Genomic DNA, 16,180 nt, shown 5'->3' with positions numbered 1-16,180 from the left:
AGCCGAAGTGTTGAACGTACTGCGAATCCCCAGCTGAGCGTAATTAATGGCTTGGAAAAGACTGGCCAGGCAACGCCTGATGCCTGCAAAGCCGTACAGTTCCACTTCTCCGGCGCAGCTTAGGAACGACTTGCCAATTGCATTCGTGATTAGAGAAGCAATAGATTGCCGCCGCCGCTCAGAAGCAGAGCAAGAAAGCCATGGCCTCCGTTGCCGCTGGCGTTGGACCCAACGTGGTGCGGCGAATCTGTCCGCACTGTCCACGGGCCTCGTGGAGAGCATTGAGGGTCTTGCATGAATTGGATATCGGGATTCATGAAAATAAAGCTTGACGCTTCAACTAATGGTTGGTAGTTTTTAATCATGAATCAGCTATCCGATACCCCTCCCGTCTTGTTCCTTAGCCATGGTGCACCGCCACTCGCCGACGACCAGCGCTGGACCCAGGAGCTGGCTAGCTGGTCCGGCACTTTCGAGAAGCCGAAAGATATTCTGATGATCTCCGCGCACTGGGAAAATGCGCCGGTGACGCTGAGTGCTACCCAGCAGAAGAACGAATTGGTCTACGACTTCTGGGGCTTCGACCAGAAGTACTACGACGTTCGCTACGATGCGCCAATGGCGCCCGGGCTGGCCAATGAAGTCGAACGGCTGACCTCGGCCTATGGCCATCACGTGGAGCGCGACGAGACGCGTGGACTGGACCATGGCGCCTACGTGCCGCTGAAGGAAATGTTCCCGGATGCGGATGTACCTGTGGTGCAGATGTCCATGCCAACACTGGATCCTGCAGGACTCTTTGATCTGGGCAAGAGCTTGGCACCCTTGCGCGAGCGGGGAACCTTGATCGTTGGCTCCGGATTCACCACCCACAACTTGCGCTGGTTCAACCCAGCCGGCGGGCCGGATTCGGCGCCGCCATCGGCCTCCAGCGAGTTCGACCACTGGGCTGAGGAGGCGATGGTCCGCGGGGATGTGGACTCGATCCTCGACTTCCTGCACAAGGCCCCGGCGGCCCGTGAAGCGCACCCTCGCTCGGAGCATTGGGCTCCGCTGTACGTTGCGCTGGGAGCGGCATACGCCTCGGGTGGAATTGATGCCAAGACGGCAATTGACGGTTTCTGGTACGGCCTGTCCAAGCGCTCCTGGACCTTGAGCTAGGCGATCTCCCTATCTTTCCCGCAGCAAGCGCGGCACCGATTGGTGCCGCGCTTGCACAGGTAATAGTGGACTTTTCTGGTCGATCCTCTAGCTGGCGGCTACCGATGCATCATCAATGCGGAACAAGGTAGCCTGCGAGCTGTCTTCCACGCCCTTGAAACGCAAAGTAACGGTCTTACCGCGGAAGTTGTTCAGGTCAACAGCCTGCAGTTCGTAGGACGAGCCGGCATCCAAGTTCGACCAGGTGCCCACGTTGTAGGTTCCGTAGCCGTCCAGAACCTGTACGGTCAGCTTGTCGTACTGGCTATAGGCAGTAGTTTCATTGGTCAGCACATGCAGGTAGAACTCCAGCTGCGCATTGGTGGCATCTGCCGGGATGGCGACCTTCTGGTCCAGGGTGTAGGTGTTGGAATTGCCCCAACCATTCAGCCCAGCTAATCCGCTGCCGGAGCGGGCTGCCGAGCCGGACTCGAAGGTGTCGGCGCGGTTGGCGGTCCAGTAATCCGCCCCGTTCTCGAAGCCAGCATTCTTCAGCAGGTTGCCGCTTGGCTCCGGATCCGGAGTTGGCTCCGGGGTTGGTGTTGGGTTGCTGCCGTCCAGGGCATTCATGATCTTGGCGGCATCCACCAGTCCGGCGCCGCAACCGATGCTGCAACCGCCTGGCATCGCGCGGGTGCCCTGCTTCAACGCAGTTTCCACGGAGGCGGGGGACATCCCAGGGTCTGCCGACTTCATCAGTGCGACCATGCCCGCTACGTGCGGGGTGGCCATGGAAGTGCCCTGGTAGAAGGCATAGCCCTGGCTGGATGGAGTAGTGGTGCCGGTATTGATGGTGGACAGTACGCCCTGGCCGGCGTAGCGGGTGTCGCCACCAGGTGCGGTGACGTCAACGGCCGAGCCGTAGTTCGTGTAGTACGACGGAGCGCCCGAAGGGTTGCTTGCCGCTACGGTAATGACGTTTTCGCAGTTGGCCGGGCGGGAATTCGAAGCGTTCTGGCTTTCGTTGCCGGCGGCAACTACCACCGAGGTGCCGCGCGAAACCGCGGCGTTGATGGCCGCCTGGTAGGTAGTTCCGCAAGCGCCGCCACCGCCCAGGGACATGTTGATGGTGTCTGCAGGGGTTGGGTTATTGGCAATTCCCGGGACCGCACCGCCCGAAGCCCAAATGATGGCATCGGCGATATCGGACAGGCTGCCGCCGCACTTGGCCAGGACGCGGACCGGCTGGATCTTGGCATCCGGTGCAACTCCGGCCACGCCGCTGGAGTTGTTGGTGACTGCGGCTACGGTGCCGGCCACGTGGGTGCCGTGCCAAGAGGAATTGCCCGAGTAGCTGCCGCCGCATTCACCAGCGGCGTACCAGTCGCCCTCATCCTGGGGGTTCGCGTCGCGGCCGTTGCCGTCGCGGGCCGAGGCAGAGCTGGAGACGAAGTCGTAGCCGGAAACGATGTTGGCGTTCAGGTCCGAGTGCGAGGTGATGCCGGTATCCAGGACTGCGACGATGCTGCCCTCGCCGGTGGCGATGTCCCAGGCCGAAGGCAAGCGCATCCCGTTGGTGCCGCTGTAGTGCCACTGCTCGCCGTACCGGGTGTCGTTAGGCGTCATGGAAATCTTCATGATGGCATCGGGTTCCACCGATTCCACGAGACCAGACTGCGCAATATCGGCCATGAACTCCTTGGCGCCGTTGCCCTTGAGTTTCTTGTCGGCCTTCACCACGAAGCTGCCGGTGGCCATGGCTCGCATTTCCTTGACGGTAACGCCTGCTGCCTTGGCTGCTTTGCCCCAGGCCTTGGCGCGGGAGGACTTGCCCGTCTGCGTGGCTGAAGCCTTGTAGGTGACGATGAACTGGTCGTAGGCCTCGCCTGATTGCACCGAACCGATCTTGACCTTGTCTTCGCCATTTGCCTTGGGGAGGGACTTTTCAGCGGGAGCCGACACGGGGGAGGCGGTAGCTGGCAAGGCGCCAGCGCCGAAGCCGCTCATGCCGATCACTACGGCCGCGGAGACGGCCAGGGTTCTCCGAAGAGGGGTAGAAAAACGTGCCATTGATGTTCTCCTTGTAGGGTTTTTGGGCGCACAAAGGTCGGTGATCAATCGATGTGGTGTGTGCCGGTAGGAGCGTAACTGCTCGGCAACTCCTAAAGGAAGTACTTCTCAAATAAATCTTTTATATTCGCTCATGTACTAAAAAGGTGTTTCACATATTTCTGTGGAACTATCCCGGCGGACTCGCAGATTCGAAAAATGAATGATGGTTATCTGCATGTTTGGGGAGTTCGAAATTTTCAGATCCGCACTGACCATGGAAAACACATAATTATTTGCATAGCGAACGCTATCTTTCCGAAGTTGTTTCACGCTAGAAGTACATTCCGGGATCCAGCTCTCCTGGCGTCGAAGCCGTGTTCCAAGCGTGATAGGTATCTTGGCTAATTCATTGAATAAATGGGGTCCCTCCGGATTCGGCACCGTGCGATGGCCGATAGCGCCTTGGTTGCCAGCTCATCGGCTGGAGGCTTCGCCAACTAATCAGTTCCGCCGAGTTACCCTTCGGGAGACAGCTGGCAACGGCTTGCAGCGGCAGGCCCAAGATGCCCACCGGAGCGAATACCGGTGCTGCACGTATCTAGCCCAGCAAGAAGGCAATGACCAGCACACTGGGAAAGGTCAGCAGGGTGCTTGCCAGCACCACTTCGCGCGGCACGGCGACGGGCAACTTGAATTGCTGGGCAAACAGCAAGACGTTTTGCGCGGTTGGAAGCGCCGCCATGATCACCACTCCGAGAAGTTCGATTCCGGATAGGCCGAAAACGAAGCGGGCAACGAGCCAGGCGAGCAAAGGCATGAAGAACACCTTGAACGCGGTCGCCAGATAGATTTCGCCGCGCAGGTTCTTATCTGACAATGGACGCTGGCCGTATAGCGCCATTCCAAAGGACATCAGCAACAGGGGGATGGATGCGTCGCCAATCATTTGCACTGGCGCATGAATGACTTCGGGCAGTGCCAGGCCAAAGAAGGAGAACACCGCACCGAGGAAGGTCGCAATAGTGACAGGGTTGGCGATGGACTTGAGGATCATTTTCGCACCGGGCAGGCTATCCGCGCCACCGGACTTGGCGCGGGAGAGCACCGCGAACATGCACAGGTAGACGGGAGCGATGATCAGCAACTGCGCGATGAGCACCGACACTACGGGACTGGTGCTGCCCACCGCATAAAGGGCCAGCGGCACACCGATATTTCCAGCATTCACATAACTCGTGGACATGGCCGCAACGGGCAGCCGACGAGCTGGAGTATTGAAGACCAGCCGCGCGACCAAGGCATAAGCGGAGCCGGTCAGCACGGCAACCATCAAGGCTATCGGGGTGAATACACCAACCACCGCATGCAGATCGGTGCTGGCAAGCAGAGTGAACATCAGGGCGGGGTTGGTGATGTAGAAGATGAGCGGGGTCAGCCCCTGGGCAATGGCCGCGCGTTGTCGCGGCAGCGCGACCGACGTCAGCAGGCCGATGCCGATGAGGATCAAGACAACGGAGAATCCCTGTAGAACTCCTTGCATATTGCCTTTCCCGCCCGGTACTGGTGTTCCCAGCTCCGGGGCTTCTCGAAGCCGTGGACGGCGAGGGTGCGAAAGCTCCCTCTACCGTCCACGGTGCATTATTCAGATTCCCTGGCAGCCTGTCAGCGAACCAGCGCGGGACTCTTCGAATCGAAGGTCCAGCCGGGAATCAGGTATTGCATGGACACCGAGTCGTCACGCGAGCCCAACCCATGTTCCAGGTACAGTTCGTGGGCTTGGGCGACCCGATCCATGTCCAGGCTGACACCCAAGCCGGACCGCTGCGGAACCTTGATCTCTCCGTCCCGAATCACCAATGGTTCCTCGGTCAGGCCCTGTCCATCCTGCCAGATCCAGTGGGTATCGAGTGCCGTGATCTCGCCCGGAGCAGCGGCGCCGACCTGGGTGAACATCGCCATCGAGATGTCGAAGTGGTTGTTCGAGTGCGACCCCCAAGTCAGTCCGAACTCGTTGCACAGCTGGGCAACGCGCACTGAACCGGACATGGTCCAGAAATGCGGATCTGCCAGGGGGATGTCTACCGCATTGGTGCGCACCGCGTGCGCCATTTCTCGCCAGTCAGTCGCAATCATGTTCGTGGCGGTCTGCAGACCGGTCGCCCTGCGGAATTCGCTCATGACCTCGCGGCCCGAGAAGCGGCCCTCAGGGCCGCACGGATCCTCGGCATAGGCCACCACTCCACGCATGCGCTTGCCAAGCCGGATAGCATCTTCGAGCAGCCAGCCGCCATTGGGGTCAAGCGTGATCCGGGCTTCGGGGAAGCGTTCCTTCAAAGCGATGACAGCATCGACCTCGGAGTCCCCGTCCTGGACGCCGCCCTTCAGCTTGAAATCCTTGAACCCGTAACGGGCCTGAGCCGCCTCGGCCAGGCGCACCACGGCTTCTGGTGTCATGGCTTCCTCGCGGCGCAAGCGCTCCCAATCGTCGTTGCCCTGCGGTTCGCGCAGATACGGCAGATCCGTCGTATCCGGGTTGCCCACGTAGAACAGGTAGCCGAGCATCGGAACCGCGTCGCGCTGCTGCCCGTCGCCGAGCAGTTCGGCCGCCGGCACTCCAAGGAACTGGCCGTGCAAATCCAGCAGTGCAGACTCAAGTGCGGTGACTGCGTGCACGGTGGTGCGCAAATCGAAGGTCTGTGCACCGCGTCCGCCGGAATCGAGGTCTGCGAAGCGGGCTGCCACCTGGCGCAGCAGCGAACGGTAAGTCGCCACAGGGGCGCCGGTAATCAGTGTGCCGGCCTCCTCTATGGTCGAACGGATCGCTTCGCCGCCAGGTACCTCGCCGAGGCCCGTGCGGCCTTCGGAGTCAGTGAGGATAGCGATATTGCGAGTGAAGAACGGCCCGTGCGCCCCGGAGAGGTTCAGCAGCATGGAGTCATGCCCGGCGACCGGGATGACCTTCACCGAGGCAATGGTGGGCTGGGAAGTCATGGATTATTCGCCTTTCGCCTGCAGGACGCCGTCAATCCGGCGGGTCAACTTCCACGGGTTGTCTTCCGCGATGGGCTTGGGCAAAAGCGCGTCCGGGAAGTTCTGGTAGGCGATCGGGCGCAGGAAGCGCTCGATGGCCAGGGTGCCCACCGAGGTGGTCCGCGGGTCGGACGTTGCCGGGAATGGACCTCCGTGCACCATCGCGTGGCCCACTTCCACACCGGTTGGCCATCCGTTGACCAGGATGCGCCCGACCTTGGTTTCCAGCGTCCCGATGATCTGCCCTGCGGCTTCGTGATCCGAATCGTCCAGCTGCAAGGTGGCGGTGAGCTGGCCTTCCAGCCGGCCCAGCGCGGTTTGCAGCTGTGCGGCATCGGCGTAGCGAATCACCAGCGAGGCGGCTCCGAAGATTTCGTCTTGCAGCACCGGGTTGGCCAGCAGCTGCTCCACTCCAGCGGTGTAGATGGCTGGTGCCGGAGCGTTCTCGGTTGCCCCTTCGGTGCCACGGCCCAGCAGTTCGACACCGTCCTGGCTGCCGAGCGCTTGGACACCAGCGGTCCAGGAATTGTAGATTCCCTCGGTGAGCATCGTCTGCCCGGAAGTTTCCGGTGCCTGGCCGCTGACGGCGCGGGCGAATGCGTCGCCGGCAGCTCCGGTGGGAACAAAGACGAGTCCCGGTGCGGTGCACAGCTGCCCGGAAGAACCGACAACAGAAGCCAAGTAGGCCTTGGCCTGCGCAACGGGATCCTGAGCCAATGCTCCCTCGAAGAAGATCACCGGGTTGATGGAGCTCATCTCGGCATACACCGGGATGGGTTCCGGTCGCGCGGCCGCGGCGGCCATCAGGGCGGTGCCGCCGGCCCGCGAGCCGGTGAAGCCCACGGCCTTGATGACCGGATCCTTCACCAGGGCTTGGCCGATCGACGCGCCGGGGCCATAAACCAGTGAGAAGACTCCCGGGTGCAGCCCGAAGTCGGCGACGGCCTTGCCGATGGCATGGCCAACAATCTCGCTGGTTCCGGGGTGCGCATTGTGGGCCTTGAAGACCACCGGGCAGCCGGCAGCCAGTGCGCTGGCGGTGTCGCCGCCTGCGGTGGAGAACGCCAGCGGGAAGTTCGACGCGCCGAACACCGCGACCGGGCCCACCGGGATCTTGCGCTGCCGGATGTCCACGCGCGGGGCTGGGGTGCGCTCGGGCAGGGCCGGGTCCACGCGCACGCCGTGCTGGTCGCCCTGGCGCACCACCTGCGCGAACAGCCGCAGCTGTCCGGTGGTGCGTCCGCGCTCGCCGGTCAGGCGCGCCTCGGGCAAGCCGGTTTCGGCCATGGCGCGAGCGACCAGTTCGGCGCCCACTGCCTCGATGTTCTCCGCGATGGCTTCCAGGAACTCTGCGTGCTTCGACGGTTCCAAGGACCGGAAGGACTCGAAGGCCTCGGCCGCCGCAGCGGTGGCCAGCTTCAGCTGCTGCTCATCGATGAGGCTGTAGGCAGGTTCCAGGCGCTCGTTGGTCGCCGGATTATAGCCGTTGACCTTGCGCCCGTTGCCTTCGGTGCTGGCGCCGGCGAGGATGGACTGGCCGGTGAGGTTCTGCGTGGTTGTGCTCATGAATTGCTCCTGAGTCGACTGATTGGTGTGTCGTAAAGTGCCAGTGCTGGTCAGAGGCTCGCGCCGGCGGGAACGATGCCTGCCTGCTGGATCAGCGCGGACAGGTCCGCCAGGTCCTGCTCGGTCAGATCCTGCAGCGGCGGGCGCACCGAGCCGGAGTCGCGGCCGATGGCCTTCAGCCCGCCCTTGACGATGGATACGCCGTAGCCCTTGACGCGGTCGCGGATTTCCAGGTACGGCAGCACGAAGCGGTTCAGCTTCTCGTTGACCGCCTTCAGGTCCTGGGCGCGCACATCCTTGTAGAAGTCCAGCGCGAATTCCGGAACGAAGTTGTACATGGCCGAGGAGTAGGTGCTCATGCCCAGCTGCAGCAGCGGCAGCGCGAAGGTCTCCGCGGTAGGCAGCCCGCCCAGGTAGAACAGGCGGTCGCCATTCTTGGCGTACACCTTGGTCAGGTGCTCGATGTCGCCCAGCGCGTCCTTGAAGCCGATGAAGTTCTCGTGGTTATCGGCCAGCCGGGCCACGGTGTCCGCCGAATAGATCGCGTTGGCGCGGTTGTAGACGATTACGCCGGTCGTCGTCGATGCGCAGATGGCCGACGCGTGCTGGTAGAGCCCTTCCTGGTCGCATTCGGTCAGGTACGGCGGCAGCAGCAGCAGGCCCTCGGCCCCTGCGGCCTCGGCGTCTTGCGCATTCTGGATGGCCTGCTTGGTCGAACCGCCGGCCGAGGCCAGCACCGGAACCTTGGAGCCGGCTTCTTCCACTGCCATGCGGACCACACGCGAGGCCTCTGCCGGGGTCAGCGTGAAGCCTTCGCCCGTGCCTCCGGCGGCGAACAGTCCCGCGACATCGAAGCTGGACTGCCAGGCCAGGTGGTTGCGGTACGCGGCCTCGTCGATTTCTAGGTTCGCGTCGAATGCGGTGACCGGGAAGGAGAGCAACCCGTCCTTGAGCTTGGCGGCAAGTTCGGCGGGGGTGTACTGGGCCATGGTTTGTTCCTTTGACTGGTTCCCACCTCAGGCGAGACGGGAAAGCTGGGGGCGGTGCATTGGTATTACCCTCAGCCTAGGAACCCTCTATGATGCCTGTCCAAGCCCATATTTGTATTGTTTGATACCTACTGTGCATCATTCAGCGTGCAGCGCGTGGCGCACGATCGAGACCACCCGTTCCAGCGCCGGATTGCGCGAGGACTTGCTCCAGATGGCGTGCAGCTGCACCGGATCGTCGGTAACCTCGCCAAGCCGCAGGTAGCTGACCCCGCCCACGCCCAGCAGCTTGGCACTCTCCGGGACGAAAGCAATACCGCGCCCGGCGGAGACCAGCGCGAGCATGGTCAGCACCTGGCTGACGGTATGGCGCACGTTCTTGTGCTCGATGTCGACGCGGCGCACCACCAGGTCGTAGAAGTAGCGGGCCTTGGTGGGGGAGTGCATGATCAGCGGTTCGTTGCGCAGGTCATCGAACAATACCTCCCGCTGCAGCCGGGCCAGCCGGTGGCCGGAGGGCACTGCCACGTAGAGCCCCTCGGTTAATAGCAGTGCGGATTCGAAGAGCTTCTCGTCGAAGGGCGGGCGGGCCAAGCCCAGATCGATGTCGCCGTCCAGCAGGGCGTCGACCTGCTCGCCGGTCACCATTTCCGACAGCTCCAGGTGCACCTGCGGCATCTGCGCCGAGATTTCTCCCAGCAGCGGGCCGAGCAGGCTGAAGCCCGAGGCCGCGGTGAAGCCGATGCGCAGCTCGCCCAGCTGGCCGGCGGCGATGCGGCGGGCATTGTCCGGGGCACGCTCGGCGGCCACGACCAGCCGGCGGGCATCCTGGAGGAAAGCATGGCCCGCCGCGGTGAGGGCCACGCGGCGGTTGTCGCGCTCGAGCAGTTCCACGCCGACCGTGCGCTCGAGTTTCTGGATCTGCCGGCTCAGCGGCGGCTGGGTCATGTTCAGCCGCTCGGCGGCACGGCCGAAGTGCAATTCCTCGGCAACGGCAACGAAACTGCGTGCTTGGTCCAGAGTAAACATTTGATACCTTTCTGGAATCATTCTATGCACATTCAACCTTGGACATGCATCACTTCAAGTTTCTACGCTTGACTCCAAGACCAGCAAGGTGAGCTGTCTCACTCGAGGCCTCGGCCGGGGTCCCACACTCGACACCACAGGAGAACTTCCCATGAAAAATCGCTTGACTCGCCGCTCGCTGCTCGCCCTCTCGGCCACTGGCGCGGTACTAGCGCTTTCCGCCTGCGGCGGCAACGTCGGCGGGGGCTCGGCCTCCGCCGAATTCCCCAGCGGCCCCATCACCCTGACCGTCGGCCAGGCGCCTGGCGGCTCCACCGACCTGATCGCGCGCGCCGCGGCGGACGGCATGGCGGATTCCCTGGGCGTGGCCCTGCCCGTGGTGAACAAGCCGGGCGCCAACGGCGCGCTGGCCACCGAAGAAGTGGCGGCCATGGCCCCGGACGGGCAGAACCTCGTGCTGCTCAACGCCTCGTTGATCACCATTACCCCGCTGGCGGTATCCGCGGACGAGGCGGTTTCGCTCGATGACCTCGATGTCCTCATGGGACTGAGCCAGGATGACTACGTCATGGTAGCCAGCACCAAGTCGGGGATGGAGAACTTCGATGACATCAAGAACAGCGGCAAGAAGCTGTCCTTCGGCACTACCGGCGTGGGCACCGGCTCGCAGCTGGCCCAGGAACTGATCCTGGCCCAGGCGGGCATCGAAGGCACCACAGTACCATTCGACTCGGGTTCCCCGGCACTGACCGCCGTCATGGGCGACCAGGTACAGGTCTCCACAGTGCAGCTGGGCGAAGCCAAGCCGCAGATCGACGCCGGCACCGTCACCCCGATCGTGGTCTTCTCCTCCGAGCGCAATGAGTTCCTTCCCGATGTGCCCACCGCCATCGAGGCAGGCTATGAAGTCCCGGTCTCCCAGTACCGCGCCATCGCAGCCCCGAAGGGCCTGAGCGATGACGCCAAGCAGAAGCTGGTGGCCTCCATCAAGGACGCGGTAGCCACGGACACCTACACCTCGTTCAACGAGAAGAACATGCTGACTCCGAACGAGATTTCCGGCGAGGAAGTCACCGCCGAATGGAATGAGCTGGCCGCGAAGTACAAGGAACTGACCGATGAGTACGACATCTCGCTGGCCGGCAAGTAGCCTCCCGGCAGCCAGCTGATCCGGAACACTTCAAGCACAGGACAACATCATGCAAGCCAAACACGTTGAACGCCCGCCGGTGCCCGCCGCGCCCCGCGCGGAATCCGGCCCGGTGCAGCCCGAGGACGATTCGTCGCCCGAGGCGCTGACCCCGGAGGAACTCGCCGCCCAGTGGGAAGCCGAGGCCCCGGAACCGGCCGGACCGGTGGCGAACCTTGCCTCCAGCCTGGTGGTGCTCGCGCTGGGCTGCGCCGGCATGGCGCTGTCCGTTGGCCTGGGGCTGGGCACCCCCGCGGCGCCCAGCGCCGGGATGTGGCCCTTCATTGTCACGCTGATTGCCGCCGTCATGGCCGTGGTGCAGCTCATCGTGGGCAGGCGCGGCGGGCAGGACGGGGAGAAGTTCAGTGCCATGAGCTGGTACACCGTCATTGGTTTCGCCACCCTGATCCTGATGGTGGTGCTCATGCCGCTGATCGGCTTCGAGATTCCCGCGCTGCTGCTGTGCTTCGTGTGGATGCGCTGGCTGGGCGGTGAGCGCTGGCGCTCTGCCGCCTTGTATTCGGTGCTGGTGGTCGTGGCCTTCTACGCCATCTTCATTGCCGCGCTCGGCACCACGATTCCCCGACTGTTCTAAGTCGCAATTAAAGGTTGACTCCCATGGACTTCTTCGGACCAGTCCTGGACGGCTTCGGCACCGTCCTGGACCCCACAAACCTCTTGTATTGCCTGCTCGGCGTTGTCATTGGCATGCTGATCGGCGTGCTGCCGGGCCTGGGCCCGGCGGCCACGATCGCGATCCTGCTGCCGTTGACCTACGGTGTCGAGCCGGTGACCGCCATCATCATGCTGGCCGGCATCTTCTACGGTGCCCAGTACGGCGGCACGATCACCTCGGTGCTGCTGCGCCTTCCCGGCGAGGCCAGCTCGGTGGTGACGGTCTTCGACGGCTATGTCATGGCCAAGCAGGGCCGGGCCGGCACCGCACTGGGCATTGCCGCCATCGGCTCGTTTATTGGCGGCACGATCGCCATTGTGGGCCTGACCTTCCTGGCTCCGCTGGTGGCCAGTTTCGCGCTGGACTTCGGCCCGCCGGAGTACACGGCGCTGGCGCTGCTGGGCATCTTGCTGGTGGCCACCATCTCCGGAGGCTCCAAGATCAAGGCGATCATCGCCGCGGCGTTGGGCCTGTTCCTGGCCACGGTGGGTCGCGATGGCTTCACCGGGGCCGAGCGCTTCACCTTCGGCAACCTGTCGCTGGCCGACGGGATCGACTTCGTGCCGATCGCCATGGGCCTGTTCGGCGTGGGCGAGATCCTCTACAACCTGGAGGAGCGGCACCGGGCCGTGTCCGCCCCGCTGAAGGTGGCCAACGTGTGGCCGCGGCGCCAGGACCTGAAGCAGGCCTCCGGGGCGATCGGCCGCGGGTCGGTGCTCGGCTTCTTCCTGGGCATCTTGCCTGGCGGCGGCGCGACGATCTCCTCGCTGGCCTCCTACGCGCTGGAGAAGAAGACCGCCAAGGACCCTACGCGCTTCGGCAAGGGGGCGATCGAGGGTGTCGCCGGACCGGAAACCGCGAACAATGCGGCGGCGACCAGCTCGTTCATCCCATTGCTGACTCTGGGCATTCCTGCGAATGCGACAATGGCGATCATCTTCGGGGCGTTACTGATCCAGGGGGTCACCCCCGGCCCGCAGCTGATCTCCAATGACCCGGAATTGTTCTGGGGCGTGGTGAACTCGATGTATATCGGCAACATCCTGCTGCTGATCATGTCGATCCCGCTGATCGGGGTATTCGTGCGGATCCTGCGCATCCGCGCCGCGATCCTGGCGCCGATCACCGCGTTGATTACCCTGCTGGGCGCGTACACCATCCGCAACTCCATGTTCGACGTGATGCTGGTGGTCATGTTCGGCGCCGTGGGCTACCTGATGAAGAAATTCGGTTTCGAGCCCGGCCCGCTGGTGCTGGCGTTCGTGCTGGGCAGCCTGCTGGAATCCAACCTGCGCCGATCCCTGCTGGTGCTGGAAGGCGACCCCTCGGGCTTCCTGTCCCGACCCATCTCCGCAACGCTGCTGGTGGTGTTCGTGTTCGTGGCCGTGTGGCCGATGATCAAGTCCGCCATCGATCAGCGCAAGAACCGCTTGGTGGCCGTGCAGGCCGTAAAGGAAAAGGAAAACGCATGAGCATCATCGTGGGATACGTCCCCACCCCAGTAGGGCAGGCCGCCGTCGACGCGGCCATCATCGAGGCGAAGCTGCGCGCCGAACCGTTGCTGATCGTGAACTCCTCGCGCGAGGGGTCGCTGGTGGACAAGCACACCGCTTCGCCCGAGGACCTGGAACGCGTGCTGCTAGCTGCCGCCGCGGCGGGAGTCGAGGCTCGCATCGTGGAGTCCAGCTACCGTGATGACCTGACCGAGGAGTTCCTGGGGCTGGCCGAGAAGCACGAGGTGTCCTTGATCGTCATCGGGCTGCGCCAGCGCAGCCAGGTGGGCAAGTTCATCATGGGCTCGCACGCCCAGCGAATCCTGCTGCAGGCACAGCATCCGGTGCTGGCCGTCAAGGCCGGCTGACCCGCTACCGCACCGCTGCCAAGGGCCGCGGAAGGCTTCAATGGAAGCCTTCCGCGGTCTTTGCGCGTCCACGGTCCGGTGGCTCCTCAATGGTTGCAGCGCTTCAACTATTGTGAGGCTCGTCACTCAATGAATGGTTCCCGGGGAGCGCCGAAACGCCGAGCCGAATGCGCTACCGGGCGCGGAGTGCCGGAATGTCGCGGGATCGCGGGGATGGCCGCCACCCGGGCACGCAACGCGATGCCGGCTGGGTATCAAAACATGCGGATCGAGTCTTGGACGGGAGCGATCCCGGCTTACTAACGTGACTACAGGCACATGGCGATATGCGGCAGCTCACGTAAACCCAAGACCTCGCCGCCACCCGCGATGCCGAGATTCCACCCTTTTCCAAAGTATTCCCCAGATCGGAGCCCCTTTATGCCCCTGCTTGTCGTAGCGCTGGCGGTAGTCGTGCTGCTGATCCTCATGATGAGGTTCAAGCTCAACGGATTCATCGCCCTGATCCTCGTCGCCACCCTCGTGGCCTTCTGGGCCGTCGCCACCGGATCGCTGAGCGTGGACGGCGAGCCCGCGGGCGTCGCTGACATCCCGGAGATCATCACCGAGGGCCTGGGCGGGCAGCTGGGAAGCACCGCCGTCGTCATCGGCCTGGGTGCCATGATTGGCCGCGTCATGGGCGACGCCGGGGCGGCGCAGCGCATTGCCCGCAAGATCCTCTCGGTCTTCGGCGAGCGTGGCGTGCAGTGGGCCATGATTATTTCCGCGATGCTGATCGGCGTGACCATGTTCTACGAGGTCGCGTTCGTGATCCTGGTGCCGGTCGCCTTCACCCTGGTGCGCGCCACCAAGGTCAACCTGCTGTGGGTGGGCCTGCCCATGTCCATTTCGCTGTCCACCATGCATTCCTTCTTGCCCCCGCACCCGGGTCCGACCGCAGTGGCCGGGCTGTACAACGCATCGGTCGGATTGACGCTGGCCTACGGCCTGCTCATCGCCATTCCGGCCGGTGTGGCCATTGCGATGGCCTGGCCGCGGCTGTCCTTCGTGCGGCAGATGAACCCGCAGATGCCCTCGGGGCTGCTCGCGGAAAAGGACTTCGCCGACGACGAGCTGCCCTCGGGCGCCTTGTCCTTCCTGGTGGCGCTGCTGCCCATCGTGCTGATTGCCGGTTCGGAAATCCTGCGCATGACCGTGACGCTGAGCGAGGAGGCCGACGATGTGCTCGCGCTGCTGGGCTCGGCGGAAATTGCGTTGCTGATCGCCCTGCTGGTGGCGATTGCCGCCTTCGGCCCGCTGAACAACCGTTCCATGGCGCAGGTCGCCAAGTCGATGAGCGAGGCCGCGCGGGCCATGGCCATGATCCTGCTGGTCATCGGTGCCGGCGGTGCCTTCAAGCAGGTGTTGGTTTCCGCCGGCATTGCCGACTACATTGCGGACACCACTGCGGGGTGGAATCTCAGCCCGCTGTTCCTGGCCTGGATCATTGCGGTGATCCTGCGCATCGCGCTGGGATCAGCTACGGTGGCGGTATCGACCGCCGCCGGCATCGCTGCACCGCTGGTCGCGGCCACCGGAGCGTCGCCTGAGCTGATGGTGCTGGCCACCGCCTGAGGCTCGATCGCCTTCAGCCACGTGAACGACCCGGGCTTCTGGATGTTCAAGGAGTATTTCAACCTCAATGTCGGGCAGGCGCTCGCGGTGCGCACCACCTACACCACGACGTTGGCGGTACTCGGGTTGCTCGGGGTCTTCGCACTGGACCTGGTGATCACCTAGGCCCGGTACGGAACTTTGAAGGAAAGACCTCTCGGCGACATGGAGCTGATGGCAGCTGCCACGGCCAGCCGGAGGTCTTTTCCGCGTCCCGGCCCTAAAGCGCGGGGCCGAGCCCCGCTTCGGATTGCAGCCGCAGCATGGAGTTGCCCAGATGCATGCGCATGGCCGCGGCCGCCATGTGCGGGTCGCCGGAGGCAATGGCATCACGCACGGCGCGGTGCTCTGCGGCCACCGAACCCAGCCGGTCGGCGGTGATCGTGTCGGCCGAATCCAGCCGGCCGCGCGGCATCGCGATCATGGAGGGACCGAAATTCTCCACAGCCTGGCCGAAGTAGGGATTGCCGGTAGCCCTGGCCACGGCCAGGTGGAACTCGAAATCGCAGCTCATGCTCACCGCCGCATTGCCCGCTGCTGCCTCGAAGCCCCGCAGGGCCTGGTCCATTGCGGACAAATCCTGCGCGGTGCGGGAGCGGGCCGCGACGGCGGCGGCCTCGGTCTCGAAACCCACCCGGTACTCGATCAACTGGCGGCGTTCCTCGACGGTACGCGGAACCAGTGCTTGAGCGGCAGGCTCGGCGGGCGGTGGAGGAGTCAAAGCGAAGCTGCCCGCGCCGCGCCGCGTGTAGACCAGCCCTTCGGCCTGCAGCCGGGTAATGGCCTCGCGGACCACGGTGCGCGATACCCCGTGCTCGGCGATCAGCTCGTTCTCGCTGGGCAGCTTCTGTCCCGGAGGAATGGCCCCGCCGCTGATCTGCGCGCGCAGGTGCCCGACCAAGGCCGATGCCAGATTGGGTTTGGCTTTGTGCATGCTTAAAGGATAAGCGCCGGAACCGCCTGGCAGGCGGTTCCGGCGCGAAGGTCCAGTCATG

The 16,180-nt window shown here is 63.8% G+C and carries 12 protein-coding genes and 1 pseudogene; 6 read left to right on the top strand and 7 right to left on the bottom strand.

Annotation, left to right across the window (positions count from 1 at the left end):
• Positions 1-363 precede the first annotated feature (363 nt).
• Positions 364-1,161 carry a class III extradiol ring-cleavage dioxygenase gene (locus tag ACIQTS_RS12580; RefSeq protein WP_359185434.1) on the top strand — a complete coding sequence of 266 codons (798 nt, stop codon included), beginning with the start codon at positions 364-366 and terminating at the stop codon, positions 1,159-1,161.
• A gap of 87 nt (positions 1,162-1,248) precedes the next feature.
• Here the strand turns inward: ACIQTS_RS12580 and ACIQTS_RS12575 are convergent, their stop codons facing one another.
• The 6 genes from ACIQTS_RS12575 to ACIQTS_RS12550 all read right to left on the bottom strand — a co-directional run bounded on the left by ACIQTS_RS12575 (position 1,249) and on the right by ACIQTS_RS12550 (position 9,806).
• Positions 1,249-3,210, bottom strand: a complete 1,962-nt coding sequence (locus ACIQTS_RS12575) for a S8 family peptidase (protein ID WP_402473567.1) — start codon at positions 3,208-3,210, stop codon at positions 1,249-1,251.
• 580 nt (positions 3,211-3,790) lie between these two features.
• Complete coding sequence (locus ACIQTS_RS12570) at positions 3,791-4,732, bottom strand: AEC family transporter (RefSeq protein WP_402473566.1); 942 nt, start codon at positions 4,730-4,732, stop codon at positions 3,791-3,793.
• A gap of 122 nt (positions 4,733-4,854) precedes the next feature.
• Positions 4,855-6,183 (bottom strand): enolase C-terminal domain-like protein, encoded by a 1,329-nt coding sequence (locus ACIQTS_RS12565; RefSeq protein WP_402473565.1) that lies wholly within the window; start codon positions 6,181-6,183, stop codon positions 4,855-4,857.
• Positions 6,184-6,186: 3 nt separating this feature from the next.
• On the bottom strand, positions 6,187-7,788 hold the full coding sequence (locus ACIQTS_RS12560) for an aldehyde dehydrogenase (NADP(+)) (RefSeq protein WP_402473564.1): 1,602 nt from the start codon (positions 7,786-7,788) through the stop codon (positions 6,187-6,189).
• A 50-nt stretch (positions 7,789-7,838) separates the two neighbouring features.
• A complete protein-coding gene (gene kdgD / locus ACIQTS_RS12555) occupies positions 7,839-8,777 on the bottom strand; it encodes a 5-dehydro-4-deoxyglucarate dehydratase (protein WP_402473563.1) in 939 nt (312 codons plus the stop codon).
• 138 nt (positions 8,778-8,915) lie between these two features.
• Positions 8,916-9,806, bottom strand: a complete 891-nt coding sequence (locus tag ACIQTS_RS12550) for a LysR family transcriptional regulator (protein ID WP_105656282.1) — start codon at positions 9,804-9,806, stop codon at positions 8,916-8,918.
• Positions 9,807-9,957: 151 nt separating this feature from the next.
• On the opposite strand from ACIQTS_RS12550, the gene ACIQTS_RS12545 reads away from it, so the two are divergent.
• From ACIQTS_RS12545 to ACIQTS_RS12525, 5 genes and pseudogenes are all read left to right on the top strand, one after another.
• Positions 9,958-10,956: a tripartite tricarboxylate transporter substrate binding protein gene (locus ACIQTS_RS12545; RefSeq protein ID WP_105661987.1), complete on the top strand. Its 999-nt coding sequence runs from the start codon at positions 9,958-9,960 to the stop codon at positions 10,954-10,956.
• 49 nt (positions 10,957-11,005) lie between these two features.
• Positions 11,006-11,590, top strand: coding sequence for a tripartite tricarboxylate transporter TctB family protein (locus ACIQTS_RS12540; RefSeq protein WP_105656284.1), 585 nt, complete (start codon positions 11,006-11,008; stop codon positions 11,588-11,590).
• 23 nt (positions 11,591-11,613) lie between these two features.
• A complete protein-coding gene (locus ACIQTS_RS12535) occupies positions 11,614-13,143 on the top strand; it encodes a tripartite tricarboxylate transporter permease (RefSeq protein ID WP_105656285.1) in 1,530 nt (509 codons plus the stop codon).
• The gene (locus ACIQTS_RS12530; protein ID WP_105656286.1) at positions 13,140-13,532 is read left to right on the top strand and encodes a universal stress protein; all 393 of its coding nucleotides are present in this window, start codon (positions 13,140-13,142) and stop codon (positions 13,530-13,532) included. Before ACIQTS_RS12535 ends, ACIQTS_RS12530 begins: the two co-directional genes overlap by 4 nt.
• 318 nt (positions 13,533-13,850) lie before the next feature.
• Positions 13,851-15,311 (top strand): annotated as a pseudogene (locus ACIQTS_RS12525) (gluconate:H+ symporter).
• Between the two features lie 94 nt (positions 15,312-15,405).
• On the opposite strand, the gene ACIQTS_RS12520 reads toward ACIQTS_RS12525, so the two are convergent.
• A complete protein-coding gene (locus tag ACIQTS_RS12520; RefSeq protein WP_402473562.1) occupies positions 15,406-16,119 on the bottom strand; it encodes a FadR/GntR family transcriptional regulator in 714 nt (237 codons plus the stop codon).
• Between the last annotated feature and the right edge of the window lie 61 nt (positions 16,120-16,180).

This window comes from Glutamicibacter sp. NPDC090743 (genome assembly GCF_044769125.1).
In the GTDB taxonomy this organism is placed as follows: Bacteria; Actinomycetota; Actinomycetes; order Actinomycetales; family Micrococcaceae; genus Glutamicibacter.
This window is presented reverse-complemented; position numbering and strand designations above follow the sequence as displayed.

What these genes read in the sequence shown, in the direction of transcription:
- ACIQTS_RS12560 (WP_402473564.1), bottom strand. Translation starts at nt 7,788, where the DNA reads ATGAGCACAACCACGCAGAACCTCACCGGCCAGTCCATCCTCGCCGGC.
- ACIQTS_RS12575 (WP_402473567.1), bottom strand. Translation starts at nt 3,210, where the DNA reads ATGGCACGTTTTTCTACCCCTCTTCGGAGAACCCTGGCCGTCTCCGCG.
- ACIQTS_RS12570 (WP_402473566.1), bottom strand. Translation starts at nt 4,732, where the DNA reads ATGCAAGGAGTTCTACAGGGATTCTCCGTTGTCTTGATCCTCATCGGC.
- ACIQTS_RS12535 (WP_105656285.1), top strand. Translation starts at nt 11,614, where the DNA reads ATGGACTTCTTCGGACCAGTCCTGGACGGCTTCGGCACCGTCCTGGAC.
- ACIQTS_RS12540 (WP_105656284.1), top strand. Translation starts at nt 11,006, where the DNA reads ATGCAAGCCAAACACGTTGAACGCCCGCCGGTGCCCGCCGCGCCCCGC.
- ACIQTS_RS12520 (WP_402473562.1), bottom strand. Translation starts at nt 16,119, where the DNA reads ATGCACAAAGCCAAACCCAATCTGGCATCGGCCTTGGTCGGGCACCTG.
- ACIQTS_RS12530 (WP_105656286.1), top strand. Translation starts at nt 13,140, where the DNA reads ATGAGCATCATCGTGGGATACGTCCCCACCCCAGTAGGGCAGGCCGCC.
- ACIQTS_RS12550 (WP_105656282.1), bottom strand. Translation starts at nt 9,806, where the DNA reads ATGTTTACTCTGGACCAAGCACGCAGTTTCGTTGCCGTTGCCGAGGAA.
- ACIQTS_RS12565 (WP_402473565.1), bottom strand. Translation starts at nt 6,183, where the DNA reads ATGACTTCCCAGCCCACCATTGCCTCGGTGAAGGTCATCCCGGTCGCC.
- ACIQTS_RS12580 (WP_359185434.1), top strand. Translation starts at nt 364, where the DNA reads ATGAATCAGCTATCCGATACCCCTCCCGTCTTGTTCCTTAGCCATGGT.
- ACIQTS_RS12545 (WP_105661987.1), top strand. Translation starts at nt 9,958, where the DNA reads ATGAAAAATCGCTTGACTCGCCGCTCGCTGCTCGCCCTCTCGGCCACT.
- kdgD (WP_402473563.1), bottom strand. Translation starts at nt 8,777, where the DNA reads ATGGCCCAGTACACCCCCGCCGAACTTGCCGCCAAGCTCAAGGACGGG.